This window comes from Burkholderia sp. PU8-34, assembly GCF_053427725.1.
Map to the genome: position 1 here is coordinate 259,687 of NZ_JBSAXC010000009.1, position 26,355 is coordinate 286,041.

Annotated in this window: 21 protein-coding genes and 2 pseudogenes; 11 read left to right on the forward strand and 12 right to left on the reverse strand. The window is 64.2% G+C overall.

From position 1 onward, the window contains the following. Positions 1–10: 10 nt before the first annotated feature. Positions 11–1,480: a MocR-like pyridoxine biosynthesis transcription factor PdxR gene (gene pdxR / locus ACV22Z_RS22375; RefSeq protein ID WP_448078450.1), complete on the reverse strand. Its 1,470-nt coding sequence runs from the start codon at positions 1,478–1,480 to the stop codon at positions 11–13. Positions 1,481–1,589: 109 nt separating this feature from the next. On the opposite strand from pdxR, the gene ACV22Z_RS22380 reads away from it, so the two are divergent. The 6 genes and pseudogenes from ACV22Z_RS22380 (at position 1,590) to ACV22Z_RS22405 (ending at position 6,859) form a co-directional block, all read left to right on the forward strand. Then, positions 1,590–2,009, forward strand: a complete 420-nt coding sequence (locus tag ACV22Z_RS22380) for a hypothetical protein (protein ID WP_448078451.1) — start codon at positions 1,590–1,592, stop codon at positions 2,007–2,009. A gap of 86 nt (positions 2,010–2,095) precedes the next feature. Then, on the forward strand, positions 2,096–4,195 hold the full coding sequence (locus tag ACV22Z_RS22385) for a PepSY domain-containing protein (protein ID WP_448078452.1): 2,100 nt from the start codon (positions 2,096–2,098) through the stop codon (positions 4,193–4,195). A 117-nt stretch (positions 4,196–4,312) separates the two neighbouring features. Next, positions 4,313–4,489, forward strand: a pseudogene (locus tag ACV22Z_RS22390) (haloacid dehalogenase type II); the annotation flags it as partial. A gap of 49 nt (positions 4,490–4,538) precedes the next feature. Beyond that, positions 4,539–5,282 carry a DUF4198 domain-containing protein gene (locus ACV22Z_RS22395; protein ID WP_448078453.1) on the forward strand — a complete coding sequence of 248 codons (744 nt, stop codon included), beginning with the start codon at positions 4,539–4,541 and terminating at the stop codon, positions 5,280–5,282. A gap of 28 nt (positions 5,283–5,310) precedes the next feature. Next, positions 5,311–5,445: a hypothetical protein gene (locus tag ACV22Z_RS22400; RefSeq protein WP_448078454.1), complete on the forward strand. Its 135-nt coding sequence runs from the start codon at positions 5,311–5,313 to the stop codon at positions 5,443–5,445. A 259-nt stretch (positions 5,446–5,704) separates the two neighbouring features. Beyond that, positions 5,705–6,859, forward strand: a complete 1,155-nt coding sequence (locus tag ACV22Z_RS22405) for a porin (RefSeq protein WP_448078500.1) — start codon at positions 5,705–5,707, stop codon at positions 6,857–6,859. Between the two features lie 226 nt (positions 6,860–7,085). Here the strand turns inward: ACV22Z_RS22405 and ACV22Z_RS22410 are convergent, their stop codons facing one another. Then, positions 7,086–9,182, reverse strand: a complete 2,097-nt coding sequence (locus ACV22Z_RS22410; protein ID WP_448078455.1) for a protein kinase domain-containing protein — start codon at positions 9,180–9,182, stop codon at positions 7,086–7,088. A 505-nt stretch (positions 9,183–9,687) separates the two neighbouring features. Between ACV22Z_RS22410 and ACV22Z_RS22415 the strand changes: the two genes are divergently transcribed. Next, entirely contained in the window at positions 9,688–9,906 is a 219-nt protein-coding gene (locus ACV22Z_RS22415; RefSeq protein WP_448078456.1) for a hypothetical protein, read from the forward strand. A 30-nt stretch (positions 9,907–9,936) separates the two neighbouring features. Here ACV22Z_RS22415 and ACV22Z_RS22420 read toward each other — a convergent pair whose 3' ends face one another. Together ACV22Z_RS22420 and ACV22Z_RS22425 are read right to left on the reverse strand one after the other, a co-directional pair. Beyond that, complete coding sequence (locus ACV22Z_RS22420; RefSeq protein WP_448078457.1) at positions 9,937–10,179, reverse strand: hypothetical protein; 243 nt, start codon at positions 10,177–10,179, stop codon at positions 9,937–9,939. Positions 10,180–10,221: 42 nt separating this feature from the next. After that, entirely contained in the window at positions 10,222–10,767 is a 546-nt protein-coding gene (locus tag ACV22Z_RS22425) for a lecithin retinol acyltransferase family protein (RefSeq protein WP_448078458.1), read from the reverse strand. Positions 10,768–11,247: 480 nt separating this feature from the next. Here ACV22Z_RS22425 and ACV22Z_RS22430 point away from each other — a divergent pair, with 480 nt between their 5' ends. Both ACV22Z_RS22430 and ACV22Z_RS22435 read left to right on the forward strand, forming a co-directional pair. After that, positions 11,248–11,532 (forward strand): hypothetical protein, encoded by a 285-nt coding sequence (locus tag ACV22Z_RS22430; protein WP_448078459.1) that lies wholly within the window; start codon positions 11,248–11,250, stop codon positions 11,530–11,532. A 92-nt stretch (positions 11,533–11,624) separates the two neighbouring features. Next, positions 11,625–12,395: a PP2C family protein-serine/threonine phosphatase gene (locus ACV22Z_RS22435; RefSeq protein WP_448078460.1), complete on the forward strand. Its 771-nt coding sequence runs from the start codon at positions 11,625–11,627 to the stop codon at positions 12,393–12,395. 25 nt (positions 12,396–12,420) lie between these two features. On the opposite strand, the gene ACV22Z_RS22440 is transcribed toward ACV22Z_RS22435, so the two are convergent. From ACV22Z_RS22440 to ACV22Z_RS22475, 8 genes are all read right to left on the reverse strand, one after another. After that, a complete protein-coding gene (locus ACV22Z_RS22440; RefSeq protein ID WP_448078461.1) occupies positions 12,421–13,767 on the reverse strand; it encodes a sigma-54 interaction domain-containing protein in 1,347 nt (448 codons plus the stop codon). Beyond that, entirely contained in the window at positions 13,764–16,835 is a 3,072-nt protein-coding gene (locus ACV22Z_RS22445; RefSeq protein ID WP_448078462.1) for a peptidase domain-containing ABC transporter, read from the reverse strand. The genes ACV22Z_RS22440 and ACV22Z_RS22445 overlap by 4 nt, the downstream gene beginning before the upstream one ends. A gap of 18 nt (positions 16,836–16,853) precedes the next feature. Beyond that, positions 16,854–17,606: a peptidylprolyl isomerase gene (locus ACV22Z_RS22450; RefSeq protein WP_448078463.1), complete on the reverse strand. Its 753-nt coding sequence runs from the start codon at positions 17,604–17,606 to the stop codon at positions 16,854–16,856. A 142-nt stretch (positions 17,607–17,748) separates the two neighbouring features. After that, positions 17,749–19,158: an HlyD family efflux transporter periplasmic adaptor subunit gene (locus ACV22Z_RS22455; protein ID WP_448078464.1), complete on the reverse strand. Its 1,410-nt coding sequence runs from the start codon at positions 19,156–19,158 to the stop codon at positions 17,749–17,751. Further along, the gene (locus ACV22Z_RS22460; RefSeq protein ID WP_448078465.1) at positions 19,136–21,022 is read right to left on the reverse strand and encodes an FHA domain-containing protein; all 1,887 of its coding nucleotides are present in this window, start codon (positions 21,020–21,022) and stop codon (positions 19,136–19,138) included. The genes ACV22Z_RS22455 and ACV22Z_RS22460 overlap by 23 nt, the downstream gene beginning before the upstream one ends. Positions 21,023–21,213: 191 nt before the next feature. After that, positions 21,214–22,641 carry an efflux transporter outer membrane subunit gene (locus tag ACV22Z_RS22465; protein ID WP_448078501.1) on the reverse strand — a complete coding sequence of 476 codons (1,428 nt, stop codon included), beginning with the start codon at positions 22,639–22,641 and terminating at the stop codon, positions 21,214–21,216. A gap of 410 nt (positions 22,642–23,051) precedes the next feature. Continuing rightward, entirely contained in the window at positions 23,052–23,477 is a 426-nt protein-coding gene (locus ACV22Z_RS22470) for a DUF4399 domain-containing protein (protein WP_448078466.1), read from the reverse strand. 42 nt (positions 23,478–23,519) lie between these two features. Continuing rightward, the gene (locus ACV22Z_RS22475) at positions 23,520–23,948 is read right to left on the reverse strand and encodes a DUF4399 domain-containing protein (protein WP_448078467.1); all 429 of its coding nucleotides are present in this window, start codon (positions 23,946–23,948) and stop codon (positions 23,520–23,522) included. 400 nt (positions 23,949–24,348) lie between these two features. Here ACV22Z_RS22475 and ACV22Z_RS22480 point away from each other — a divergent pair. Continuing rightward, positions 24,349–24,975, forward strand: a pseudogene (locus ACV22Z_RS22480) (caspase family protein); the annotation flags it as partial. 30 nt (positions 24,976–25,005) lie between these two features. After that, complete coding sequence (locus ACV22Z_RS22485; RefSeq protein ID WP_448078502.1) at positions 25,006–26,256, forward strand: formylglycine-generating enzyme family protein; 1,251 nt, start codon at positions 25,006–25,008, stop codon at positions 26,254–26,256. Positions 26,257–26,355 lie beyond the last annotated feature (99 nt).

Below are 26,355 nucleotides of genomic sequence, written 5' to 3' on the forward strand. Positions count from 1 at the left end.
CTGAGGGGCATTACCGCGAATCCGGCGCGGATATTACGCTCTCAACGATGCGGGCGAAGGTCTGGACAGCGGGACGGATGGCTTCGATATCGAGCGCGCCGAACCCCAACAGAAATCCGTCACGAAATCCTGGATCGCCTTGATTGAACGTGTGCAGCCTGCGAAGGTAAATTCCCTGCTCAAGCGATCGCGATACAGTCGTATCGAAGTCAACCAGATCCCGGATCCTGATTGTCATATGCAGACCCGCCGCGTTCCGTGATGTTTCAAGTGCATCGCCAAAGCACTGGTCCAGACATCGGAGCAATTCCGATTGTCTGGCACCGTAGATATCGCGCATCCGCCGAATGTGCTTCGAGAAATGGCCGTCCGCAATAAAGTCTGCCATTGCTGCCTGCAAGGAAAGGTGCCCTGGTCTGTATAAGCGCAACGAAGCAGCTGCGAAGGAATCGACCAGGTCGGGCGGAACAACTATATAGCTGAGCCTCATGCCGGGGTACATGACCTTACTAAACGTTCCCATCAGAATGACTCGGCCGTTTTCATCGACGCCTTGAAGAGACGGAAGCGGACGCTGGTCATATCGGAATTCACTGTCATAGTCGTCTTCCAGAACGAAAGCGTCCCACCGCTCGGCGGCCGCACGCAGATGGTCTCGCCGCTCGTCCGACAAGGTCACCCCCATTGGAAACTGATGCGATGGGGTCGTCACGACGAGTCGAGGTCGGCGCAAACATCGTTCAAGCTTCATACCGTTACTGTCGACAGCAATAGCCTCCACTTCCAGCCCGTTGGCGCGCAACAGGATTGGCGTTGCCCAGTGGCAAGGGTTTTCAACATAGGCCAGTTCACCGACGTCGGCCAGAATGCGTGAGCAAAGGTCAATCGACTGATTGCTCCCCATTGTTACGATGATCTGCTCCGGGGAGGCCCGAACCGCGCGCGATACGCGCAAATACTCCGACAGCGCGCGGCGCAACGGGAAATATCCGCCTGGATTGGAGTAGCCCATGAGGTCCGCATGCTGCTCCCCGAGATAGCGATTCTGGATACGCCTCCATATCTGATAAGGAAAACAATTCGTATCGCAGACACCCGGCACGAACGCCCCCTTGCGTTCCTGGATGCCCGCAGGAGCGCGTATCAGTTGCTCCCCGCGCTCGGACAGGGTTCGTGCGGTTGATTCCCGAGGTGTCGACTTCATCGATTGCGGCAGCTTGTCGGAGACAAACGTACCACTCGTGGAATCGGTATGGAGATAGCCGTCGGCCGCCAGCCTGTCATAAGCCGTTACAACGGTTATTCGGGAGACCCCTAGTGCCACCGCGAGCGTTCGGGAAGACGGCAAATGTGCGGAAGCCTTCAGAGTGCCGTCGGTTACCGCGTCTCGGATCCCGTTCGCGATCTGGATCTGTAGTGGTACGGATCCGTCTCGACAGAGACGGCCGATCAGGAGGTCAGCAAGCAACGAGTCAGCCATTGGACCTATCAAACTTTTTGAATTGGACTCATAAGTTCGCCGCGGGTACGCGTACTGTCAAGGCTCGCCGTCGACCAAATCCTTAAGTCGAAGTGCGCCAGGGGAATTCATGGATCTTACAGCCATCAAGCGCCATATGTACGTTAATTTGGAGTCTTATCTTATTGGGTTTACTCCTGACGTACTGTTCAAACGCCGGCCTGGACTCATCGCTGGCATGCCCCCCGGTAACCTGAACCACGTCTTCTTCACGATGGGTGGTTCGGACGTGGTCGACACCGCGCTGAAAATGGAGGTTGGCTTCCACCGGATCAAGGGCGACGCCACCCGCTTCCGAATCATTGGACGGAAGCGCGGATATCACGGCGTAGGTTTGGGTGGCGTCACGGCAGGAGGCGTGGTTGCCGATCGCAAGACGTTCACAACGATGATACCGCCGGGCGTTGATCATCTTTCTCATACCCACAGCGATGCCAGACATGGCCTTCTCCAAGGACCAGCCCACGTGGGGCACGCATCTCGCATCTGATCTCGAGCGACCGCACATTTGAAAAACGAAAGCCAACGAATTCCGCGTGCTTGGGCATGCCTGCAGGTTCTCGTTTCCAAGATCCAGTGCCAACGATCAAAGCCAACGTCATTCCAGCCATAGGGGGTCCTGTGCGTGCATCTCTACGTGAGCGTATTCGGCAGTTACATCGCGTGATAGGCCTGAGCATCGGTCTATTCGTCGTCATGGTGGCGGTTACCGGCGCGGGCATGCTGTTTCGGGCGCCACTCGAACCCGTCATCTACCACGGCCTGCTCAAAGTCGAATCGTGCAAACAGCGCCTTCCGCTCGATACGTTGATTGCCAATGCCAGCGCGTCTAATCCGGTCGCAGGCCGGCCAAAGCAGCTGCGCATATACGACGACGCGGACTCCAGCACGCGTGTTCTTTTCAGCGACGACCGGTGGTACTACGTCAATCCGTGCACTGGCGAAGTGCTTGGAAGCGAGCATCGTTACGGCGGCCTGTTCGGTGCGATGGCCAGACTGCACAGCTTTCAGTTTCTGGAGAATGGAAGCGTCGTCGCTGGAACGCTTGCGCTGACATTCGCGATTGTCCTGGTCGGTGGCGGCATGGCTGTGTGGATTCCAGAGGCGTCGCGCAAACGCAGGCGCGTCGTTACGATCAAGCCCAACCTCACCGGTCGCGCGCGCTGGCTCAAACTGCACAAAACCCTTGGCGTCTATGTCAGTCTCATCGTACTTGCGTCCGCGCTCACCGGCGCGCTGCAATCGTTTCAATTCGTGAGGGATGCGCTCTACACACTGACGGCCTCGAAGCCCCCCGCACCTTCTCCTGGATCGGTCGTGCAGGTCGATACGCAAAGCGTGCCAGTCGAGGCCCTCTGGCAACGCGCACAGGCATTGGTGCCGCAACCAAAATATGCCCGCATTCGCTACCCTGGCAAGCCCGGGGACGCCTTCAATATCGATCTTGTCGCACGCGACGCACCGCATGTAAATGCGTTTTCCTATGTCAGTCTCGATTCGAGCACAGGGAAAGTGTTGCGCTTTACTTCATATTCAGAGAACAGCTTAGGTCATCGAATTTACCTGACGGCGCTCGCGCTGCATTACGGATGGCTGAGCGACGGATTTATGCAATTGCTGCAACTGATCGGCATGCTCTCTGTACCGGTATTGGCTTGCGCCGGAATCGGCAGTTATCTGCGCGGCAAACGCCCTCCGCCGGCTCCCGTGTCGCCCCGAACGACTCGCGCGTTGAAAGTGGCCAGGAAAACGGCCGAAGCGGAGAACATTCAATCTTTTGAACTCGTCGACCCTGCAGGAAAAGTGCTGCCGCCGTTTACGGCCGGTTCCCACATTGATGTTCATGCACCCGGCGGAAAGGTTCGACAATACTCACTGTGCAATCCTCCTGGGGAAAGACATCGCTATCTCATTGCCGTCATGCGGGCGGAACCAACGCGCGGTGGGTCGAGGGCCATGCATGAGCAGGTCAAGGAAGGCGACTTGATTGAAGTCAGCGCTCCGAAAAATCGCTTTCCGCTCGTGGAATCCGCGAAGCACTCCCTGCTCTTCGCGGGTGGTATCGGTATTACGCCGATTCTTTGCATGGCGGAACACCTGGCTGGTCTCGGAGCCGATTTCAAAATGCATTACTTCGCGCGCTCGCCGGCACGTGCAGCCTTTGTCGACCGCATCAAGCGCTCGAAATTCGCCGACCGCGTTTTCTTGCACTTCACGGAAGTCGAGAATCAGCAACGGCTGGATCTAGCCGCGCTTCTCGAAACGCACGATGCCGAAACGCACTTATACGTATGCGGCGGCGAGGCATTCATGAATGCGGTCATCAACACCGCATTAAAAAAAGGCTGGCACAAAAACCGTATGCACAGGGAATATTTCAGCGTTGATCGCAGGGAATCCGACAGCAATGTCGAATTCGACGTCAAGATCGCAAGCACTGGCAAGACTATTTGTATCCCTGCAGACAAGACGGTAATGGCTGCTTTGGCCGATTCCGGAATCCATATTGCGGCGTCCTGCGAGCAAGGCGTCTGCGGCACCTGTGTGACGCGCGTGCTGGAAGGCGAACCGCAGCATCGCGACGTGTTTCTCTCCGACGACGAGAAAAATAGGAACGATCGCTTCACTCCCTGCTGTTCGCGTGCCAATAGCCGGACGCTGGTACTCGATCTGTAGTTGGAAAGACCGACACCGTCGGCAAAACCGTAATAAAACGTTTTGATCTGAGCGGCTGCTGGCGCGATCGATGATGATCTAACTGTATGCATACCTGAATATCATATGACTCGGGACGTGTTCGACAAGCTCATCTGCAACTCCGAGGACGTTCTGCATGTCTCGTTGAGCTTGCGCTGCGACCTGATGACGGCGCATGACATGGGCGTAAAGCACAAGGCGTTCGTCAAGCGCGGACACGAACCGTCGACGCCTTACTGCGAGTATGCAGCACATAACCTTCGCGGCCATTGAGAACGATGCGAATTGACCGTTTTTTTCCAACCACTGAAAGGAGACACAAATGAGGATCGCCGGAAAGCTTGCTGTCGTGGCAAGCATGATTGCAGTCATGGGAGCCGTCAGCGTGGCGCAGGCCCATGGCATCTGGTTCGCGCAGCGCTCGAACCAGCTGGCGCTGATCTACGGCCTCGGCGGCGACGACCTGGATGTCATCAAGCGCCAGCAAAAAGTGAAGCGTGTCACGGCCTACGACGAGCAGGGCAAGGAGGTCTCCACGCAGCTCACGCCCAACGGGCCGCTGCTCGTGGTGAATACCGACAACCAGCCGGCAATCGTTGCCGGGATTATGGACAACGGCCTGTGGAGCAAGACGGCGGACGGCAAGTGGTACAACAAGGGCAAGGACGAGGTGCCCAACGCCACGATCAGCATGCACACATTCAAGTACGGGGTGCATCTGCGCCGGCCGCTGGATGGGACGATGCCCGTACTGCCCGGGCAGAAGCTGCAGATCGTGCCGGTCGGCAAGCAGCTGCCGGATCAGATGGGCCAGCCGCTCACGGTTCGGGTGCTCTACGACGGCAAGCCCGCGCCCGGCGCCAAGGTGCAGCCAGACCTCCTCAACGATCCCGATTCCGAACCGCTGAAGACCGGCGCCGACGGCACCGCGACGATCAAGGTGCGCAACCAGGGCCTGAACGTAGTCGTTGCGATATTGGATACGCCGCCTTCGGAACCCGCGAAGACGAACAGCGACGAGCATGAGGCCACACTGTCGTTCGTGCTGCAGCATCTGCCCGAATGATCAACCGTTATCTGCCGGCGCTATTCCGATGAAACGAATTTCCGGCCTGGCCGAACTTGCTGCGGCCGCTCGCGTCGTGAAGCTTGTCAAGGACGACAAGGTGATCGCTCTCGTGACGATGAAAGACAAGTCGACGAGCAGCGCGCGCGTCGTCATCAAGTAAGGAAGGCTCCCTGGACGCGGGCAACTCTGGTTGCCGGCGTTCCAGAAAGAGTCGTCCAAGGGCAGGTCGCGTGGCCTCGCTGATGCGGAGTCGTCCTCGATCGCACGCCGCGCCTGGCCGGCTTCCAGACAGGCTACATCCATCTCTAAGCCGCAAACCGAGAGGACTCCTATCCGCAGTTCATCCCGGGGTGGTCCGGTGACGACGCGTGACGAACGTCGTTTCAATCTATTTTTTTATGCAACCACAAGACCTTCATATGAAAAATTCCTTGATTGCGGCGGCCCTCGTCGCCTCGTTCGCATGTACGGCACGTGCTCAGAACAGCGTCACACTCTACGGTTTGATTGACGTCGGCATGGCCTATGCGAACAACGTTGGTGGCCACAAGCAGTATTCGATGACCGTCGGAAATCTCAGCGGCGATCGTTGGGGGCTGCGAGGTACTGAGGACCTCGGCGGCGGACTGAAAACACTTTTCGTGCTTGAAAACGGCTTCAGTGTCGCGAACGGAAAGCTCGGTCAAGGGGGCGACGAGTTCGGACGCCAAGCCTATCTCGGTATTTCATCATCGAACATAGGTACCTTCACGTTCGGGCGTCAATATGATTCGCTTACTGACTTCACCTACATGTTCGTGGCGGCACAGATGTGGGGCGGATACGCCAGCGCCCATCCTGGCGATGTAGATAACCAAGATGGCAGCAACCACGTCAACAACGCGATCAAGTTTAGTAGTGTGTCGTACGGTGGATTCACGTTCGGGGGCGTCTACAGCTTCGGCGGTGTCGCTGGGAAATTCAACCAAAATCAGATCTGGTCAGTCGGGGCGAACTACAATAGCGGACCACTCACGCTTGGCGCCGCCTTCGTCAACGCGCGGGATCCTAACTTCTCGTATTTTGGCAATACCGCAGCTTCAAGCACTACCGGGTCCAACTTGACTGCAAGCCCCGTGTATTCCGGCTACGCGTCCGCGAAAAAACAGCAGATCTTCGCTGCAGGCGCTTCTTACGCCGTTGGTGCCGCTACGTTCGCCGTTGACTACAGCAACACGCAGTTCAAGGCTATCGGGACGCTACCGGGTCTCCCGGCTACCGGCGCAGGCGGCGATGCAAGATTCCACGACATTGAAGTCAGCGTCGGCTATCAACTCACGCCCGCCCTCCACCTCGGCGTCGCCTATAACTACTTGAAAGGATATGGCGTCAACGGTGCAACTTACAATCAAGGCACGATCGGGGCTGACTACTTCCTATCCAAGCGAACCGACCTTTACGCAGTCACTGCTTACCAGCATGCGTCGGGTACTGATTCGACCGGTCGGAAGGCGGTCGCAAGCCTTACGGGCCTAACCGCCTCCACAACTCAGAGCCAGGTGCAAGTCGTTATTGGTATCCGGCATCGCTTCTAGCAGAGCTGGAAGCAGGCTTCAGTTTGACGAGCTGGGTGCCGTGAAAATGAGTCTCGTACGCGATCAGCCGTTCAGGCAACGATGGGCTGGCTAGCAGCCAGCCGGTACCTGGTGCACGATGGCCGCGCCGCGACGGCGTTTGCGTGTAGACAAATCGATCAATACGCTTGATGTGTTGCTTGATTGACCCCAGGCCGCTGATACGGACGAGGACGACTCCGGCGGATCATTTGCCGCCGGCATGCGTCGTAATTTGGACGAAATCGGCGGCAACGTGGTCCGCGCCATACTTGGCCTCGAACAGCTTCAATTGCCGATCGATTGCCGCGAGATAGGCGGCGCGCGGCTCGGATGGCGGGCGAACCCCGTCGAACAGCGGCGCCGGCGTGACGAGGAGCACGATCATCTCGGTCCCGAACGGCTTGCCGATCACCCAGTCGCCCATGCTGCCGATCGTGGCGGAGTAATTCGGCGGCGCCTGGTTGTCGCGTTCGTGGCTGCTTGGCACGAGATGCACGACGCTCCCGTTCAGCACGTAATAATCGACGTTCACGTACGAGTCGTAACCGGGTGTCGTGATGTCGATGACCAGCGGGTTGCCTTCCGCGAGACGCGCATCAGGCGGTCGCGTGCGGATCGACGCGGCGTGTGACGACGCCCGATTCGCTCGCCAGTACGGGGCGAGCGCGCTCACGACCTCGCAATTGTGCGCATCGATCGGACGCACGTCGAGATTCGCCGTCTGCCCGCCGGCCATGCCGCTGAGCGCAGTTCGCAAGCGCGCGATACCGACACCGGATTCCACATAACCGCGCACCTGCAGCACGTGATCCTGCACCGACGCATCCAGCGCCGAACAAGGGATGCGCGCCAGCGCAGCGAGCACGGACGCCAGCGCGATGACAGGCGCCGGCGGCGGCTCGCTGGCCGCAGCGGGCACGGCGTTCACGGTGGCCGCGGGCGCGCTGCCGGCTGCGGCGGCCGCCTTCTCGGCATTCCCTCCGCTGGCCGGCGCGTGCGCGAGCGTGTCCGCCGCGGGGGGCTTTTCGCCGCTGCGCGAAAGCGCCTGGTAGCCGTACCAGAGCACGGCGATCGCCGCCAGCGCGCAAGCGCCCACGGCCGCCCCGACGCGTGCGCCCGATGCCCGCACGGGCCGCCTGAACACGCCCATGCCTTCCAGGAACAGCTGGACGCTGGGCGTGCGCGTCGCGCGGTCGAACGACAACGCGGCGCTCAAGGTTCGCCATTGCGTGCGATCGAGACCGGGCAGGCGCTCGGGCCGCAGGTGATCGTGACGCGCCTGGGTGGCCGACAGCCGATTGAACGGATGGTGTCCGGTCAGCAATTCGTAGGTGACGCAGGCGAGCGCGTAGACGTCGTCGCGCGGGTCCGGCTCGCGATGCTCGAACATCTCCGGGCTCGCGTAGGCCGGCGTGATGCCGCCAAGGCTCGCCGGGTCGAACACGGTCACGTCCGGATCCTCGTCGCGCCGCTGGAATGCGCGTGCAATCCCGAAGTCGATCACCTTCACTTCGCCCCGGTCGGTGAGGAACACATTGGCGGGCTTGAAATCGCAGTGGACGAAGCCGCGCTCATGCGCGTACGCGAGCGCCTGGCCCATGCCGGCGACGATCGGCAACGCGGCATCGAGCGGCATGCCCGCGAAGCCCGGCGCACGCAGCACCTTGCTGAGCGGCTTGCCCGACAGATACTCCATCGTGAGGTAGACGAGCGGGCCGTCCCGATCGAAGTCGTAGACGGTGACGATGTTGCGATGGGCGAGCGTCTGCGCTTTGCGGGCTTCACGCTGAAGCGCGATCAGCGACGTCGGCTGGCCGCGAAACTGCACGTTGAGCACCTTGATCGCGATATGCGGCTTGCGATCCGAGGCCTCCAGCTTACGGAGGTCGAGCGCCTTGTACACGGTACCCATCCCGCCGACGCCGAGGCACTCCTCCAGCACGAAGCGCCCGTTCAGCGTATCGCCGATGCCTTTCACGCGCTCGCCTTCGACGAACATTGCGCCGCTCGACGGGCCGGGCGGGGTGCCCGGACGCGCCTCCGCCTGAAGCGGGCTCTCCTGGAGCCGGGTTGCGTCGCCCGCGGATGCCGTCTTGTCACGACACCGTTCGATGCGCCTCAGCACTTCCGCATAGATTTCGTCCGACAGCGGCTGCGTGGTCTGGGTCTGGTCGAGCACTTCGCGCAGCCGTGTGCAATCGACCTGATCGGTCGCCAGCACCCGGTCGATCTCCGAGAAGAACGCGTCCTGCGACAGCGCCCCGCTCTGGAATGTCTGAATCAGCTGCGTAAAGCTCATCATTCGTATGCCGTCTACCCAGCTTCAGCTTGCCGACCCGCTTCGGCGCCTCGCAGCACCGCCAGGGCAAGGACTGTCCATGGCGTACCGATGCAGCGCGACGTATCGGTGATGCACCGGACACCATCGACCTCGCCGCCACGCGATCGTCAGACGAATCCGACTGCGCGCCGCACCGCCCGCCGGCCTTCTGACAGGATGTCTAACAAATCATACTAGTCTGCGGTAACGCCCTGTGCAATCGGTGCCGGAACTAGATTTCGAGCCGATCCATCGCGAACCGGCTTTAGGGTTTCGCCGGTCAGGGCTTGCTCGCGCATGTCGCGAGCCGCTCAACGAACGGACCGAAACAGGTTGGGCCGGCAGCGCCGTTCTTGCGCCGCCTCGTCCATTTTCCAGGACGCGCGGCCGTGCGTCGAAACCTATACTGGACAGATTCACGGCGCGCCGGCGCATCGCAAAATGCTGCGTGGCTGCCCTTCTCCCATCCGATTTCGCGGAGCAAACCATGGGCGTTCTCGTCATCAACGATCTTCCCGAAAGCGTCGACCTCGACCGGCAGGCGATGGCCGCCATCACGGGTGGCGCGAAGGTCCGCTCGCATCAGACGATGCTCGCACCGCAGCCGTTCCCTTATCTGCACACTGATGCACCCGGCACTGCGTTGACGCGCACACCGGTGGCCGACGCAGCGGCATCCCCGGCGCGTCCGACGCTGTTGCGTTGACGGACACACCGCCGGGCTCGGCGCGCACGGTCAGGCCGCTCGCGCCGTCATCGCGAGCCGCCGATCGGCCGGCGGGAACACGCACCATGAGCCGTCGTCGTGACGAAAGAAGAAGATCGCGATCGTGCCGGCCGGATGCGCGGCCTCGACGCAGACATAGCGGCGCCGTTGCGCAGGCATGCGGCTGAAGCGCACGACGCGCGCCGGCACGCGCGCGCTCGGCGCGAGCCACTTGTCGACCTGCATGCGCAGGGATGATTCGGTTCCGTTCATTTGATCCCCCTGGTGGCCATGTCGAACGCGTCGGGACGTCGCTCATGCGGTGGCGATGGCGGCCGCGGCACACCGTCCGCCCGCACGCCGCGCCGCGATCAACGCGCGGCAGATGGACAGCGCGAACCGAAGTGCCGTGCGCGGATGCATCACGCATGTGCGAACCTGCTCGCTGTGGCCCGTGCCTTCCAGGCACCACGTGCAGAAGTGCTCGCAGTTGTTCGTCAGCAGGCGGTAGCGGTTTTCGCCCAGGCGGGAACGCGCGCGCAGCACCGCGGTGCGCCCCGCATAGGCCGCGCACGGATGCGGCACGATGCGGACCATGTGACCGGCGGCGAAGCGTTCGAGCGTGACTTCCTCGATCGGGCCGCGATGCAGCGATGCACAAAGCCCGGCGTAGTGAACGACGCGCCCGTCGCCGACGTAGATGCCGTGATGGCTGTAGCCGGTGCGATCGGCAACCAGGTGCGCGCCGAGCGGCAGTGCGTCGACGCCGACGGGCAGCGAAGCCGCATGCGCGATCGCCTCCGCAGCGCCAGCCGCCGTGCGGGACACAGCGCTGTTCACTGGTTGAAGGTCGCGTTCCATGACTGGCTCCGTCTGCAGGTTGGCGGCCGCCCGTGTTGCCCAAGGGTTAGCCGGTTGCCAACTAACCTGCATCAAGCGTGCCAATCGCCCGGAGCCCGTTGCGCAATGCTTGACGGGAAACGCCCGGCGAGCCGGGCGCCGCGCTGTCGCCGCGCGGCCAACCATTTGCCGGGGATTTTGTTGGTGCGACAGCACCAGTTGGCGTGTCGGACAGCCGTCTGCGTCTGCGGCGCACGTGTCGGTTTTGCGGCTACGTTCGTGGGCGCAACTGTTGGCTTGCGCACAACCATTGCAGGACAGGGCCGCGACGCACTAGCATGCAAGCAACGCGTGTCGATGGCGCCTTGCCTTGCCGCGTGCGGCGCTCACCGGATCGACGCACGCGCCCGGGCAACGCACGCGGGAGGTGTCACGCATGGCACGAGGTTTGCGCGTATCGGTTACCCGGTCCGTCGGCAAGACCCCATTCGGAGACGCATCATGACCTCGCTCGCGATTACCGACCTTCACATGCAGCGCGATATCGACCGCAAGACGATGTCGTTCATCCGCGGCGCAGGCGCGCCGTGGGTATTTGGCTGGATCCAGCCCTACGCGCCGCCGGCTCCGTCGTTCGGGCCCGTCGTCAACCTCTATCAGACGTACAACACGTTCTACGCGAACCAGGTCCTCAACCAGATCCAGAACGTCGACGTCACGAACTCGGCGGCCGGCGCGAACATCGCGGTCGGGGTTGGCGCAGACGGCAGGAACCGGCTTGTCTAGCGACTGTTCACGCTGATAACGGGCTTGCGCTGGCCGCCAGAAGGAATTTTCTATTTGCGGGAACAGGCCCTAACGGAAAGGAATGGCGCGCCGTGAGCGCAGAACTGCAATGGACTTCGGCGTCACGCACTGACGTGGGCCTGGTTCGCGAGATCAACGAAGACGACTGCCTCGCGCTGCCGCACCGTGGCCTGTGGGCCGTGGCGGACGGCATGGGCGGCCATTCGGCCGGCGACCTCGCGAGCCGGATGATCGTGCAAGCGCTGGAACGGCTGGCCGCCCCGGCCACGCTGGCGGACTTCATCGACGCAGCGCGCACCGCGCTCGATGCCGTCAACGCACAATTGCGCGAATCGGCCGCTCAGCGCGGCGTACGCATGATCGGCAGCACGGTGGCGGTGCTGCTGGCGAACGGCCGTCAATGCGGCTGGCTCTGGGCCGGAGACAGCCGGATCTACCTGTACCGCGACGCGCACCTGACGCAGCTCACGCTCGATCACAGCCACGTCGCGGAACTGCAGGCGCAGGGCCACCTGAGTGCGCAGCAAGCGCGCCATCACCCGTCACAGCACCTGATCACGCGCGCCGTCGGCGCCGCCGAGCGGCTGCATCTCGACGAACGACGCATCGACGTGTGCGACGGCGACATGTTCCTGCTGTGCAGCGACGGCCTGAGCAACGAGATCGACGAAGCCGACATCTCGGCCGCTCTCGCGTGCGGCGATTGTGCGCGCGCAACGGACGTGCTCGTCGACCTCGCGTTGCGCGAGGGCGGCCGGGACAACGTCACCGCCATCGTGATCCGCGCCGACGATCCCGACGCATCGGACCATACGCTCGCCAATCCTGCCGTGCAACGCTGAACGATCGTCCGGACGCGCGTGGCGCTCACGCATCCTTGTCGGGCGTCGTGCCGTCCGGATGACGAAACGCTTTCGAGCGGATGCCGTGCTTCTTGAGCAGCATCTGCAGGTGCGACCGGTTCATCTCGCAACGGCGTGCCAGTTCGGCCACGGTTCCGCCGGTCTCCTGCAACCCGCGTTCGAGAAACGCACGCTCGGCCTCGTCGCTTGCGGCACGCTTCGCATCGCTGAGCGACATCGGCCTGCCCGGCGTACCTTCATCCGTCGCGCGAGCGACGGCCGACGCAGCTTTCGGACGGATGTCCTCGGGCAGGTGCTCGATATCCGCGACCTCGCCGGCGAGGCACGACAGACGGTAGACGAGATTGCGCAGTTCGCGGATGTTGCCCGGGTACGCGTAGGTCAGCAGGAAGTCGCGCAGCTTCGGCGTCGTCCTGATGGGCCTGCGCTTCAGAGCCCCTGCCGCCTCGTCGCCGAAATAGGCGAGCAGCAGCGGAATTTCGTCGCGACGCTCGCGCAGCGCCGGCAACGTCAGATGAATGACGCTCAGGCGGTAGAACAGGTCCTCGCGAAACAGCCCCTGTTCGCTCAATTGCCGCAGATTCTTGTTGGTGGCGGCGACGATGCGCGTATCGACGGAGATCGGCTCATCCGATCCGACCCGCTGGATCTCGTGCGATTCCAGTACGCGCAGCAGCTTGACCTGGCCCGACAGCGGCAACTCGCCGATTTCGTCGAGGAAGATCGTGCCGGTGTGCGCGCTCTCGAACTTGCCCTTGCGATCGTTCGACGCGCCGGTGAACGCGCCGCGCCGATGGCCGAACAGCTCGGATTCGAGCAGGTTGTCGGGAATCGCGCCGCAGTTCACCGAGATGTAGGGCCGGTCGGCGCGCGCCCCGTTCGCGTGGATGACTTTCGCCATCAGCTCCTTGCCGGTGCCGCTCTCGCCGTCGATCAGCACGGGCAGATCGGTCGGTGCGGCCTTTTCGGCAATTTCGAGCGCGGCGAGCAGCTTCGGATTGTCGCCAAAGATGCCCTCGAAGATGAAACTGCGCTCGATCAGCGCCTGCCGGCGTCGTTGCACCGCGGGCGCGGCCGGTTCCGTCGTGTCGGGCGTGTCAGGCGTGTCAGGCGTGTCGGTCGCATCGGGCGTTTGCGGCGCGGCCACGGCCGCCTCGACGAAGCGCTCCTTGCGCGACATCTGCATGACGTCGTCGCGCAGCACATTCGCCTGATTGAGCAGCTTCTCGATGTCGGCACGCTCGAGCTTCGGCGCCCAGCGCAGCATCGAGCGCAGGATCTCGATCTTCTCGAGCAGGCCGGCATACGAAATCGCGGAGTTGCCGAATCCGTGCGGGTCGAAGAGTTTCATGATGCGCCCAGTTGCTTCTGCACAAGCTGGTAATACATGCCCTTGAGGGCGACCAGCTCGTCATGCGAGCCCTGTTCGACGATCGCGCCTTCGTACAGGACGAGGATCTTGTCGGCACGCATGATCGTGCTGAGCCGGTGCGCGATGATCACTGCCGTGCGCCCTTGCAGGATCTCGTGCATGTTCGCGAGGATGTTGCTCTCCGACTGCGTGTCGAGCGACGATGTCGCCTCGTCGAACACGAGCAGGCGCGGGTCGTGATACAGCGCGCGCGCGATGCAGAGCCGCTGGATCTGGCCGCCCGACAGGCCCACGCCGCGCTCGCCCACCACCTGCTCGTAGCCAAGCGGCAATTTGCTGATGAAGGCATGCGCGTCGGCCATCCGTGCGACCTCCTCCATGCGGCGCCAGTCGGGGCTTGCGTCGCCACATGCGATGTTCTCGGCAATCGATCCTGAAAAGACCAGGTTGGACTGCATCACGTAGCCGATCTGCGCACGGTAGTAAGCCTTGTCGATCGCGCTCATGTCGTATCCGTCGACCACGATCTTGCCGTCCGTGGGCGCATAGAATCCGACGAGCAGCTTCGCCAGCGTGGTTTTCCCCGAACCGCTGCGCCCGACGATGGCCACCATCTCGCCGCGCTTGATCGTGCAGTTGATGTTCTCGAGCACGTAAGGCGTTTCGTTGCCGCCATAGCGGAAATACACGCCATCGAAGCTGATGTCGCCCTGCAGGTCGGGCAGCAGCACGCGCGAGGCCAGTTCGGACGGCTGCTGCTCGGGCTCGATGTCGAGGACGTCGCCGAGCCGCTCCATCGCCACCGCCGCGTCGTTCATCAGGCTCCACATGCCGACGAGCCCCATCAGCGGCGCCAGCACGCTGCCCATGAACGCATTGAAGGCGATCAGTTGCCCGATGCTGAGTTCATGCGCGAGCACGAGGTTCGCGCCGACCCACAGGATCACGATGGTGGTCGCCGCATTCAGCAGCTGGCTGCACAACGCCACCAGGATATTGAATGCCTGCGCGCGGTACTGGACGTCCAGCGCCTTCGCGTACTTGCGCTCCCACTTCAGCCGCACCGACCGCTCGATGCCCATGCCCTTCACGGTCTCGACGCCGCCGAGCGTCTCCATCAGCAGCGACTTCGCATCGGTGGACGCGGCAAACACCTCGCGCGCATAGCCTTTCAGCTTCGGTGTCGCGAGCGCCGTGAGCGCCATGATCGGGATCACGAAGGCGATCAGCACCAGCGTCATCTTCACGTTGTAGAGAAACATGATCGTGAAGTAGATGAAGATCATCAGGAGATTGAGCGCGGTGGTGACGGTGGATTCCGTCAGGAACGCCCGGATCGTCTGGTTTTCCTGGAAGCGCGCGAACACGTCCCCGCTCTTGCGGCGCGCGAAGAACGAATACGGCAGCGACATCGTGTGTTTATAGAACTGCGACATCATCGCGAAGTCGAGACTGCGCACCATGAAGTTGGACAGATGGGCGCGGATCGTGGTCATCAGCTGCGTAAACACGTGCGAAATGACGAGCCCGGCAATCAGCAGGTGCAGCAGGCTGACGTTCTGGTGCACGATCACCCCGTCCAGGATGCTCTGGATGATCAGCGGCGGTATCACGCCCAGCACCTGGATCACGAATGTCGCCAGGAACAGATGCGCGAGAATCTTCCTGTAAGGGCGCAGATAGCCGATGAAGCGCACCCACGGCGATCGTGATTCGACCGGCGCCGCGGCCGTCGCGCTCGCGGTGAACAGCAGGCAGGTGCCGCTCCAGCCGCGCTCGAATGCCTCGACACTCAGCTTCCTGAAGCCGAGCGCCGGATCGGCGATCCGCACCCACGATTTCGACACGCCATACACGACGACGTAGTGGTATCCCTCCCAGTGCACGATGAACGGCAGGTCGAACCCGAGCAGCGCCTCGTACGTGCACTGCACGCCGCGCGTCGCGAAGCCGACTGCCTCGCCGGTGCGCGCGAGACTGTCGAGCGTCGCGCCCTGCGTCGTCACGTTCGCGAGATCGCGCAGCTTGCCGAGCGTCATCGCGACGCCGTAGTGACGGCAGATCATCGCGAGGCACGCCGCTCCGCAATCCATTTCCTCCGCCTGCTCGACCAGCACGAAACGCTTGATCATGCGCTCGCCGAACGCGGCGTCGGCGCCGATATCGATCTGCAGCGGGTGGCGGCGCCGTTCGGCGAGCTTCTTCTGCCGCTTCAGCTCCTGGTCGACGAATCGGATGCGCTCCTCGAGCACCTCGCGCAGTTTCGGGTTGCGCTCGAGCATGAAGTGCACGGTCTTTTCCGGAATGACGAGCAGGCGCGTATCGGTGACGGCGGTGACGGTCGCCGCCTGCTCCTGCCGCAGCAGGCACGCGCGCTCGCCGAAGATCTCGCCTGCGCCGAGCGTCGCGAGCGGATAGTCGTTGCCGTCCTCGTGGCACGACACGCTCACCTCGCCCTGGCGCACGACATACAGCCGGAGGTCGCCGCCCGGCCCCTGCCTGACGATCTCCTTGCCCGCCGCGACGCGCTTCACGCCGACGCTCGACACGTATTCCTCGAGCTCGGCGCGCGTCAGCTTGCCGCGCAGGTCGAACAGCCGCGTCACGAAACCGCCGGCCGAGCTGATCGCGACATAGCTCGTCACGAACGACTGCGCGGCGGGATTGTCGCGCAGGATCGGCTCGATCGCGCTGCGCGGAATGCACAGCACCTCGGTCTTCGTCGACGCGCGCACCGACACCTCGTGCCAGTAGTCGCGCAGCATCGCCATTTCGCCGAATACTTCGCGTTCCTTGCGCACGCCGACGCTGGTTTCCTTGCCGCGCTCGTCGGCGATCAGGCGCACGGCCCCGGATCGCAGCACATACAGGCCCTCGGCCGGTTCGCCGCGATTGCAGACGGTGTCGCCGAACGCGTAGGTGCGCACCTGCGCATGCGCGGCCATGCGATCGAGTTCGTCGCGCGAGAACAGCGACAGCGGCTCCACCGACGCGAGAAACGCCGCGAGCGACGGGGTGCTGGCCGGGGCGGGGGCTTGTGCGTCCATCAGTACGGTTCTCCGTGATCAGCGTGCGTCGATGATGTGTTCCTGCGCGCGCTCGGCGAGCCACTCCTCGCGCAGCAGGCGGCGCACCTCCGACGCGACGTCGGCGTCGAGCGCGGCCGGGTGTTTCGCGGTGACCGAGAAGATCTCGAAGAACGAGCCGTCGGGCGCCGCGAACGGCCCGAGCAGGTCGCCCACGCGCGCGTTGAACACCTTGGCCTCGATGTCCGTCTTCAGCGAACCGCGCAGCACCTTGCCGATCACGCCGCCATGCTCGCTCGTGTCGGCGATCGAATGCTCGCGCGCCATGTCGCCGAAGCAGTCCGGGTCGTCCTCGAGGATCGCCATCATCTCGCGCGCCTTGCCTTCCGAATCCAGCACGATGTGGCTGACCTCGATGCTGTCGAACTTCGGCGAATTGAGCTTGAAGTACGCTTCGACGGCCGCGTCGCTGCACACCGTGTCGAGCGTCTTCTCCTGGTACAGCGTGTCGGTGATGAACCGCTCGAACTCGTCGAGGCTGACGCCGAACACGTCCAGGTAGCGGTTCATGTCCGCAGCGCGGTGCAGGCCGCGCACGCGGCGGAACTGGTCGGCACGCTCCTGGATTTCCTCCGGGCTCACCTGCATGCCCATCTTCTTCGCCGCGATCACCGTCAGCCGGTCGCGAACCTGCTGTTCGACGAGGCCCTCGAACTGCCCGGTGAGCTTCAGCACGCGGATGAAGTCGTCGGTGCCGATCACCTCGTCGTCGATACGCACTATTGCCGTCATCTCGTTCCCCTTGGCCCCTTTGGTCCCTTTGGTCCCTTTGATCCCTTTGATCCTGCAAGCGGCGATCGCCCTGATTCGCCGCCGGTGCCTCGCATCACCGCTCGCTTGCGTTCCGCTACGCCGTGGCAGTCCGCATCCGCCGTCAGCCCGCGATCTGCCTGAACGGGTCCAGCGCGAACCCGATCAGGCGGCGCTCGCGCACCACGATTTCCGCCGTGGCCGTCATCCCGTAGCGCAGCGGGTACTTCGTGCCGGCGATCGTGTACGCGTCGCGCGCAAGCGCCACGCGGCCTTCGTAGACGGGTTCCTTGGTCTGCGCCAGCGGCTTCGTCGCCGGCGATATGTATTCAAGCGTGCCGTCGATCACGCCGTAGCGCTGATACGGAAACGCGTTGAACTTGAGCTTCACCGGCAAGCCTTCATGAAGGAACGCACGGTCCTGCTCCGCGATCGCGACCTTCACCACCGGCCGCGCATCGGACGGCGCGATGCTGCCGAGCGGCGTGTTGGCGAGAATCTTGTCGCCGGGCTGCGTCGTGGTCACATCGGTGATCACGCCGGAGACGGGCGCCAGCACGAGCAGGAAATTGTCCTTGTCGATGTTCTCGAAGCGGATGCGCGCGGCGGCATCCGCGGCGAGGCGCGCCGTCTGCACCTGCAGGCGCAGCTTCTCTTCGGTGTTCGCGATGTCGCGCACGGTCGCGTCGTACTGGATGCGCAGCCCGGCCAGCGTCTCGCCGCTGCCTTCGAGTTGCGCCTTCGCCTGCGCGAACTCGTGGCTCTGCTGCGCCTCGAGCTGCGTGAGCCGCGCCTGCGCGACGCGGTAGCTGTCCTGGGCCTGCAGGTACGCGCTGCGCTTCTGTTCCACCTGGCTCTGCGACACGCCGCCGCCACCCGGCAGCGCGAACAGGCGCGCGTATTTGTCCTGTTCGTCCTTCGCGAGATCGAGCGCGTGGCGCGCATTGTCGATATTGCTGCGCGCTTCGTCGATCTGCGCACGCTGCGATTGCGCGAGCTTGCTGGTGCCTTCGGCAATGCGGTTCTGGTGCAGGTGCTCTTCGACCTCGATCTGCTGCTTCAGCGCGTCGGCCTTGCGCTCCATCAGCTGCTTCTTGTCCGGAAACTGCTTCCATTCGCGCTCCGCGTCGTCGAGCTTGAGCCGTGCATCGAGCGCGTTGGTCGCCGCCTCGATCGCGCCGCGCGCGTTGATCCGGCCGATCACGTCGTTCTTCTCGACCGGCTGGCCTTCGGCGATATAGATGTCCACCAGCTCGCCGTCGACGGGCGCGTAGATGCGGCGCACCTCCGACTCCGGCGCGAGCGCGCCCTGCGCGGTCACGATGACGTCGGCGCGGCCGACGAACGACCACAGCAGTGCGCACACGACGAGCCCCACCATCGCGATGATGGTCGCTTGGGTGAGCCGCCAGGGCCGCGCCGTCAGGATCGCAATCCCTTCGGCGCTGTGATCCTCCAGCGCCTCGCCCAGCGAGCGCGGCGGTTCCGGCGGCGCCGCCTGCCGTGCGCGCTTAAGGAGACTGTCGAGCTTCACCGCGCCCTCCCGACGAAGCGAGCCGTTGCAGCGTCACGGCATGTGCGGCGAATTGCGGCGTCGCGAAGCGGAACTGCTTGAGGCGTTCCAGCACGGCCGGCCCGTGCCCGGCCCGCGCGTCGCTCTCGAACTGCGTGTACTGCTGCAGATCGGCACGCACGGCGTCGAGGCCGCCGAGGCGCGGATAGCGCTGCTCGTCATCGGCGAGCAGCGCCGGGAGACCGTCGAGCCGGTCGTCGTCGAGCGCCGACGCAATCGCGCGCTGCAACCGCTCGAGCGCGGCCACGTAGACGGAGTTGTCGCTTTGCAGCCTGCGCAGCTGGCTGAGCGCGTCGGCATACAGCACGCCGAACGCGGGAACGTATGACGAAATCCGGTCGAGCAGCCGCTGATGCGCGCCCGGGTCGTCGTTCCAGCGGCCGGTCAATGCCTTGATCGGCGCTTCGTCGCGGTAGATGCGGATCGGCGCGTCCGGCCCGCCGCGGCCGGCAACGTACGCCTGCAGCTCGCCGATCCACGCAATTTCGTCGACGAGCGGCCGTGCATCGGCGTTGTGGCGGGCCAGCGTGCGCATGTCCTGCACGACGGCACGGGCGCGGTCGAAGGCGCGCACGTTCATCGCGGCGATCCAGTCCGGTACTTTCGACCGGATGAGCGCCTCGGTACCCAGCGCGAGGAACGCCGTGTCGTCCGGATGGTTCGCGAGATAGCGGTCGGCGAGTTGCGCCGCCTGCAAGGTGTCGCCGCGCGCGAGCAGCGAGCGCGTCTCGCGCAGCGGCGCGTCCTGGAAATACAGCGTCGCGAGCAGCAGGGCGACCGCGGCAAGCAGCCCGCCGCTCCACCAGCCGAGCCGGCGCAGGTTCACGTGCCCGCTGCCGCCGAACGCCTCGCTTAGCTCCGACAGGAACACTTCGAACCTGCCGCGCCGGTGGCGCGTGTCATGCGCGGTTTCGGCGGCGCCATGCGCGGCGTGCGGGTTGACCTCGTCGTCCTGCTGAACGGCCGGAACCGTGCAGAAGATGTCGAGGAACGAATGCGCAGTATCGACGAAGGTCGTCCGGTCGGCGTCCGCGGCGGACGCAGCGGCCGCAGCGGCCGCATTGGCGCCGGCTCCGGGCGACGACGACGCCGTCACGGTGGAGTCCGGTCCCGGCTCGCGCTGCACGCCGACGCGATAGACGAAGTGATCGCCGCCGAACGCGAGCAGCGCGCCGTCGCCGAGCGGCACCGCATGCTCGTCGAGGCGTCGGCCGTCGACGAACGTGCCGTTCGTACTCCCGAGATCTTCCACGAAGACGTCGCCGTCCTGCACGTAGAGGTGCGCATGACGCCGCGACAGGTAGTTGACCTGATGCGGATACGCGTTCCGGTAGCACGCGAACGTGTCGTCAGTTTTGCTCACGAGGAACGGGAAGGCGGTAATGATGACCGGTTGCAGGCCGAGATCGCCGCGCTCCGGCGACAGCGTGACGACGGCCGGCCGCGCCGGCTGATGTGTCGTGCGCGGCACGAACGCGACGCGGTACGCCAGCGCGCCGGCGAAGCGCAGTTCGTCACCGTCGCGCAGCAGGTGCGGCTTGTCGCCGACATCGACGCCGTTGACGGCCGTCCCGTTCTTGCTGCCGAGATCGGCGACATACGCCGCGCCGCCTTCGAAGAAGATGCGCGCATGCCGGCGCGACAGGTCGGCCACCAGCTCGGGCCGCGCGGACGCGAACGGCGTGTTCGTCCGCCCGACGGCGAACAGCGGCTTGTCGATCCGGATCTCGCTCAGCTCCGGATGCGAAACCGGCTTGAGCACGATGTCGAACTGCCGGTCGAGCGCGGCCTGTTTCTCGGCAATCGAAGCGGCGTCTGGAACCATGATTCGGCCAACGATCGACATGCGCCCGCCAATGGGCACGCGGCGCAGGAAACGCGACGCGCTTGCGAACCACCTTTGTGAAGCCGCGCCGCCAACGCACATGGCGGCGCGATCGTGAAAAAAGTTTAGGCGACGGATGACGGTAGTCAATCGGCTGGCACCGATCGCGCGGCTGCGCAGGGCTGGCGTGTTCATTGCATTGCCTGGCCGGCCGGCTCGCTGCTTGCATTCGAGATTTCGACCGCGCGCCAGCCGCCACCGATCGCCTTGTAGAGCGTGACCGTGTCGCTCAGAATCTGCTGATGATTGGCAAGCAGCGCGAGTTCCGCGGACGCCACCGAACGTTCCGATTCGAGCACCTCGAGCTGCGACACGAGCCCTTCCTTGAGCTGTGCCTCGACCTGCGCGGCGACGGTACGCAGGCGCTCGTTCTGCTGCTGAAGCTGCACGCGCTGCCGCTTGTGCGCGTCGAGATCGACGAGTGCATTTTCCACCTCCTTGAACGCGGTGAACACGGTCTGCCGGTACTGCTGCTCGGCGACCCTGGTCTGCGCCTCGGTCGTCTTGATGTGCGCGCGCACGCTCGGGTCGAACATCGGCAGGTTGATGCTCGGCAGGAAGCTGAACGTGAACGCCTTGAACAGGTCCGACAGCGCAAACGCCGCGGTGCCACCGCGCCCCGTCAGGCTGATCGACGGCAGTTGCGCCAGCTTCGCCGCGCCCACTTCGTCATACGATTCGAGCACGCGATACTGCGCAGCGACGACATCCGGCCGGCGCGCGAGCAGTTGCGCGGGCAGCCCCATCGGCACGTCGGGCAGCTTGACGCGCTGCCGGAGATGGCCGGCAGGCATCCTGAACTCGCCGGCCGGCACGCCCAGCAGCGTCGCGAGCGCATTCTCGGCGGTGTCGCGCGAACGGTGCAGCTCGATCAGCTCGTTCGCGAGCCCGTTGATCTCCGCGCTCTGCCGCAGCACTTCCGTCTGCGGTGCGACGCCGTTCGCGAACATCGACTGGTAGATCGCGAGGATCTGCCGGTTCTTGTCGAGCGTGCGCTGTTCCTGCTCGATCTGGTCGTCGAACTGGAGGATCTGGAAGTACGTGCTCGACACGTCGGCGACGAGCGTCAGGTAGCCTGCGCGCCAGTCGGCCTCGGTCGCGTGGTATTCGGCCTTCTGCGCCTGCACGCCTTTCTCGACCTTGCCCCAGATGTCGATGTCCCAGTTCACCTGGCTGCCGAGGTTGTAGGTCTTCGACAGCGTCTGATGCGTGCTCTTCTCGAAGTCCGCGCCCGCGCCGAGGTCGACGGTCGGCAGCGCGCCCGCCTGCACTTCGCCGACCTGCGCGCCGGCCACGCCGATGCGGGCCGCCAGCACCTTGATATCGACGTTGCCCGCGATGGCCTTGTCGATGAGCGCGTCGAGATACGGATCGTCGAAGCTCTTCCACCATTCCGGATTGACCGCGTCCGACGCGGATACCGGCCCGTGCGCGTGCGCCCACGTGGCCTTCGCCGGCATCTCCGGGCGCTGGTAGGCGGGCATGTTCAGATCCATGCAGCCGGACAGCAACGCCGCGCATGCTCCGGCGGAACCGGCAAGGCGGGCCAGCGAACGCATGAGACCGCGGTAGTTGCGCGTGGCGGTCGGCGACAGGCGGGTGTTCACGATCGACTCCTTCGGAGGAACGCGGCGACGGTGCGGGATCGGTTGGATGTGTTGGCGTTCGTACTGCAGCGTTGCACGCTCGCGTTTCATACTGCATGCGGCGTGCCAGCCGCTCGCGGGATCGGCGGGAATCTTGCGGGGCGGGCTTGCCGATGCGGGTCTGCGCGACGAAGACAGGTTGGGACGACGTGTGCGCGGCACACGGATCAATGATGCGTGACGGGTCGCGACCGACAGTTCCGGCTCAGGATGTCGGGAACGCACAGACACTCATGCGATTGGCGGCAGCGTCGCCGCGCGAGGCTCGCCCGCGCGTGGGCGAGCACGCCCACGACGCGCCCCGTGGACCGGCTCGCGCGACGTCACTTCACGTAGATCGTGATCTTCTTCGAATAGACGGGGGGATTTTGCGGCACGTGGTTGGCGTCGCCCATCAACAGCTGCAGCGTGTGCTTGCCCGGAGGAAGCTCCAGCGTGGTTTCGGTCTCGCCCGCGCCGAAATGCAGGTGATTCCGGTCGGACGGAATCGGCTGGTCCATCGGCGGCAGGTCCGTATCGACCAGCAGGTGATGGTGGCCCGTGTTCGGAAACTGCACATGCGACGGCGCGACGCCCATGTCGCGCAAGCCGAACCACACCCGGAACGGACGTCCGGCCGGCAGCACCTGGCCATCGTTGGGCCATCCGATGTAGACGACGGCCTTCGCGGAATGCGTGCCGGTTTCTGCGGTCGTCGCACCCGTCCATAGCAGCATCACGGCAGCGGCGAAGAGGATGAGCTTGTTCATGGCGTCAATTCCCGGTTCGTGCGGCAGGCGCGGCATGGCGCGCTACTTGACCGTGATCGTGATCTTCTTCGAGTACACCGGCGGATCGTGCGGCACGTGATCATGGTCGCCCATCAGCAACTGCAGCGTGTGCTTGCCCGGTGGAAGCTCGATGCGCGCCTCGGTTTGACCGGCGCCGTAATGGAGGTGATTGCGGTCCGACGGTATCGGCTGGTCGAGCGGCGGGAGATCGGTATCGATCAGCAGATGATGATGGCCCACGTTGGGCCGCTCGATGCCTTTCGGGCAGATGCCCATGTTACGCAGGCCCATGCGCACCCAGAACTTGCCGCCCGTGATCGTTGCACCGTCCGATGGCCAGATGATGTACGCCTCGGCGCCGGGCGGCGAAGGCGTACGACCCGCGGCGAACGCGATCCTCGGCGCCAGGAGGGTGGCGGCCAAAGCCAACAGCGTAGCCCTTCTTCGCATCGTGTTGCTCCTCGCGTTGGTGGCGGCGCGCGGCGTCGGACAGTGGAGCGTGACTAACAGCTTAGGACGTAATCGACAGGAAGGCACATAACGATGTCGAAGCGTGATCGGCCGACATCGATGCGTGTGTGCGTATGTCTGTTTTTTGCAAAACCCGCGGGTGGATCCGGTGATCGCCGCTGGGCGCACGTGCTATCTTGAATGTGTCCTGGCCGTGCCCTCGTCCGCCGCAAGCCGGCAGTGCGCTCGCCACGACCGGACACCCGGCAACGGCTGCGCTACGCCGTCGGCCATCTCGGCCGACGGCGCACCCTGGGGTCTGAATATGTGGCGAATACTCTTGCCCGCATGCCTGTTTGCGTCGATCTCGGTGACATCGAGCATTTGCTCCGGCGAGGACATGCATTCGCTTGCCGCACCGCCGGCAGCTTCCGCGCGCGCCCGGTCCGTCGAGCCGCATCGCGTCGCGCTCGTGATCGGCAACGGCGCCTATCGCGACCGTCCGCTCGCCAATCCCGTCCATGACGCCGATGCGATGCACGATGCGCTTCAGGCGCTCGGCTTCGACGTGATCACGCTGCACAACGCCACCCGGCAGCAAATGCTCAATGAGCTTGCCGAGTTCGAGCGCCACATCGCTGACGGCGGCACCGGGCTGGTCTATTTTGCGGGCCACGGCGCCAGTGTCGGCGGAACGACATGGCTCGCGCCGGTCGATGCCGACGTCGGCTCTCCGGCCGGCCTGTCGCGAACGGGCATTGACCTGCAAACCGTATTCGATGCGACATCACGGCCGCACGGTGACCGTATTGATCTGATCATTCTGGATTCCTGCCTGATCGCGCCCCCCGGTGCCGGCAACGTGGCGGCCCGCAAGCCGCCGCCGCACACGCTCGTCGCCTACGCGACAGCACCCGGCGAAGGCGCAGCCGACGGTGCAACGCATGGCGTCTACACGGCGGCGCTGCTGCAGACGCTCGCGTTGCCGGGACTCGGCATCGCACAGGTCTTCGACCGCGCCGGCGCGATGGTCGAAAGGGCCACCGGGCATCGGCAGATGCCGTGGGTCGCTTCGTCCCTTCCCGATGCAGCGACGACGTTTGCGTTCACCGGGCCCCGTCGCGCAGGAACCGACACGGTGCATTCCGGCGGCGGCATCGCGCAACGATCCGACGTGTTGGCCGACGTCGGCGTCGTCGCGCTCGACAGCCGGGGCGTGATGCCGAAAGACAGCGCCGAGCAGTACGAAATTACGTTCTGGGAGTCGATCAAGGACAGCAAGGAGGCGGGCGACTACGAAGCCTATCTGAAGACCTACCCGAACGGCCGCTTCGCGCAGTTGGCGCAGGCCCGTCTCGCGCGACTGCGCGCGGCCGCGCCCAAGGCGCCTGCGGCGTCCGCGCCCGCACCACAGACGGCGAGCCCCACGCCGGCCCCCGCCCCCGCCCCCGTTCCGGCTCCGGCCCCGGCCCCGGCAGCAGCATCAACGTCAGCGCAGCCTGCACACACGGCTGGCTCGCCGACGAAAGCGCCGCCCCCCGCTGCAGCGACGGCCCCACCGGCACCGCAGCCGAAAGGCGGCGCGACGGCCGCCAATGAGATCCGGGATTGCCCCGCATGCCCCGCCATGCTGGCGGTCAGTCCAGGGACGTTCGCGATGGGCAGCAATTCGGGCGATCCGTCGGAAAAACCTGCGCATCGCGTGACACTCGATCACTCGTTTGCGCTCTCGAAGTATGTGGTGACCGTCGCGCAGTGGAACGCGTGCCGCGACGCGGGTGCCTGTCCGCGCCTGCCCGGCGACAGCAACACGGTAGCGAACGCGCCTGCGCGCGACCTGAGTTGGGACGATGCGCAACAGTACGTGAAGTGGCTGTCGAAAATCAGCGGCAAGTCTTACCGGCTGCCGACCGAGGCCGAATGGGAATTCGCGGCCCGTGGCGGCACTGCAACGCGCTACTGGTGGGGCAACGAGATGCGCCCGGGCAACGCGAACTGCAAGGACTGCGGTCCGCCGTGGCGTGCCGACGCACCGGATAACGTCGGCTCGTTCGCGGCCAATCCTCTCGGCTTCTACGACATGGCGGGCGGCGTATGGGAATGGGTCAGCGATTGCTGGCACAACTCGTACAAGAATGCGCCTGCCGACGGCCGCTCGTGGGACGAGCCGAATTGCCAGGTACGCGTCATCCGCGGCGGCTCGTGGCGGGATGGGGCAAGCTACATGCCCGTCTCGACACGCTTCAAGTACGACAGCAGCGTACGTTATTCGGCAAACGGGTTTCGCGTGGCCCGGGACATGAAGTAGACCGATATCGCTCTAACCGGGAAATTGCGCGGAAATCACGGTCACTCCCATAAAGCGCTACCAAGGAACGCTGTCCCGAAGTACCTCTGGCTAGCCACC

What these genes read in the sequence shown, in the direction of transcription:
- pdxR (WP_448078450.1), bottom strand. Translation starts at nt 1,480, where the DNA reads ATGGCTGACTCGTTGCTTGCTGACCTCCTGATCGGCCGTCTCTGTCGA.
- ACV22Z_RS22380 (WP_448078451.1), top strand. Translation starts at nt 1,590, where the DNA reads ATGGATCTTACAGCCATCAAGCGCCATATGTACGTTAATTTGGAGTCT.
- ACV22Z_RS22395 (WP_448078453.1), top strand. Translation starts at nt 4,539, where the DNA reads ATGAGGATCGCCGGAAAGCTTGCTGTCGTGGCAAGCATGATTGCAGTC.
- ACV22Z_RS22400 (WP_448078454.1), top strand. Translation starts at nt 5,311, where the DNA reads ATGAAACGAATTTCCGGCCTGGCCGAACTTGCTGCGGCCGCTCGCGTC.
- ACV22Z_RS22405 (WP_448078500.1), top strand. Translation starts at nt 5,705, where the DNA reads ATGAAAAATTCCTTGATTGCGGCGGCCCTCGTCGCCTCGTTCGCATGT.
- ACV22Z_RS22410 (WP_448078455.1), bottom strand. Translation starts at nt 9,182, where the DNA reads ATGATGAGCTTTACGCAGCTGATTCAGACATTCCAGAGCGGGGCGCTG.
- ACV22Z_RS22415 (WP_448078456.1), top strand. Translation starts at nt 9,688, where the DNA reads ATGGGCGTTCTCGTCATCAACGATCTTCCCGAAAGCGTCGACCTCGAC.
- ACV22Z_RS22420 (WP_448078457.1), bottom strand. Translation starts at nt 10,179, where the DNA reads ATGAACGGAACCGAATCATCCCTGCGCATGCAGGTCGACAAGTGGCTC.
- ACV22Z_RS22425 (WP_448078458.1), bottom strand. Translation starts at nt 10,767, where the DNA reads ATGGAACGCGACCTTCAACCAGTGAACAGCGCTGTGTCCCGCACGGCG.
- ACV22Z_RS22430 (WP_448078459.1), top strand. Translation starts at nt 11,248, where the DNA reads ATGACCTCGCTCGCGATTACCGACCTTCACATGCAGCGCGATATCGAC.
- ACV22Z_RS22440 (WP_448078461.1), bottom strand. Translation starts at nt 13,767, where the DNA reads ATGAAACTCTTCGACCCGCACGGATTCGGCAACTCCGCGATTTCGTAT.
- ACV22Z_RS22445 (WP_448078462.1), bottom strand. Translation starts at nt 16,835, where the DNA reads ATGGACGCACAAGCCCCCGCCCCGGCCAGCACCCCGTCGCTCGCGGCG.
- ACV22Z_RS22450 (WP_448078463.1), bottom strand. Translation starts at nt 17,606, where the DNA reads ATGACGGCAATAGTGCGTATCGACGACGAGGTGATCGGCACCGACGAC.
- ACV22Z_RS22460 (WP_448078465.1), bottom strand. Translation starts at nt 21,022, where the DNA reads ATGGTTCCAGACGCCGCTTCGATTGCCGAGAAACAGGCCGCGCTCGAC.
- ACV22Z_RS22465 (WP_448078501.1), bottom strand. Translation starts at nt 22,641, where the DNA reads ATGCGTTCGCTGGCCCGCCTTGCCGGTTCCGCCGGAGCATGCGCGGCG.
- ACV22Z_RS22470 (WP_448078466.1), bottom strand. Translation starts at nt 23,477, where the DNA reads ATGAACAAGCTCATCCTCTTCGCCGCTGCCGTGATGCTGCTATGGACG.
- ACV22Z_RS22475 (WP_448078467.1), bottom strand. Translation starts at nt 23,948, where the DNA reads ATGCGAAGAAGGGCTACGCTGTTGGCTTTGGCCGCCACCCTCCTGGCG.
- ACV22Z_RS22485 (WP_448078502.1), top strand. Translation starts at nt 25,006, where the DNA reads ATGCCGTGGGTCGCTTCGTCCCTTCCCGATGCAGCGACGACGTTTGCG.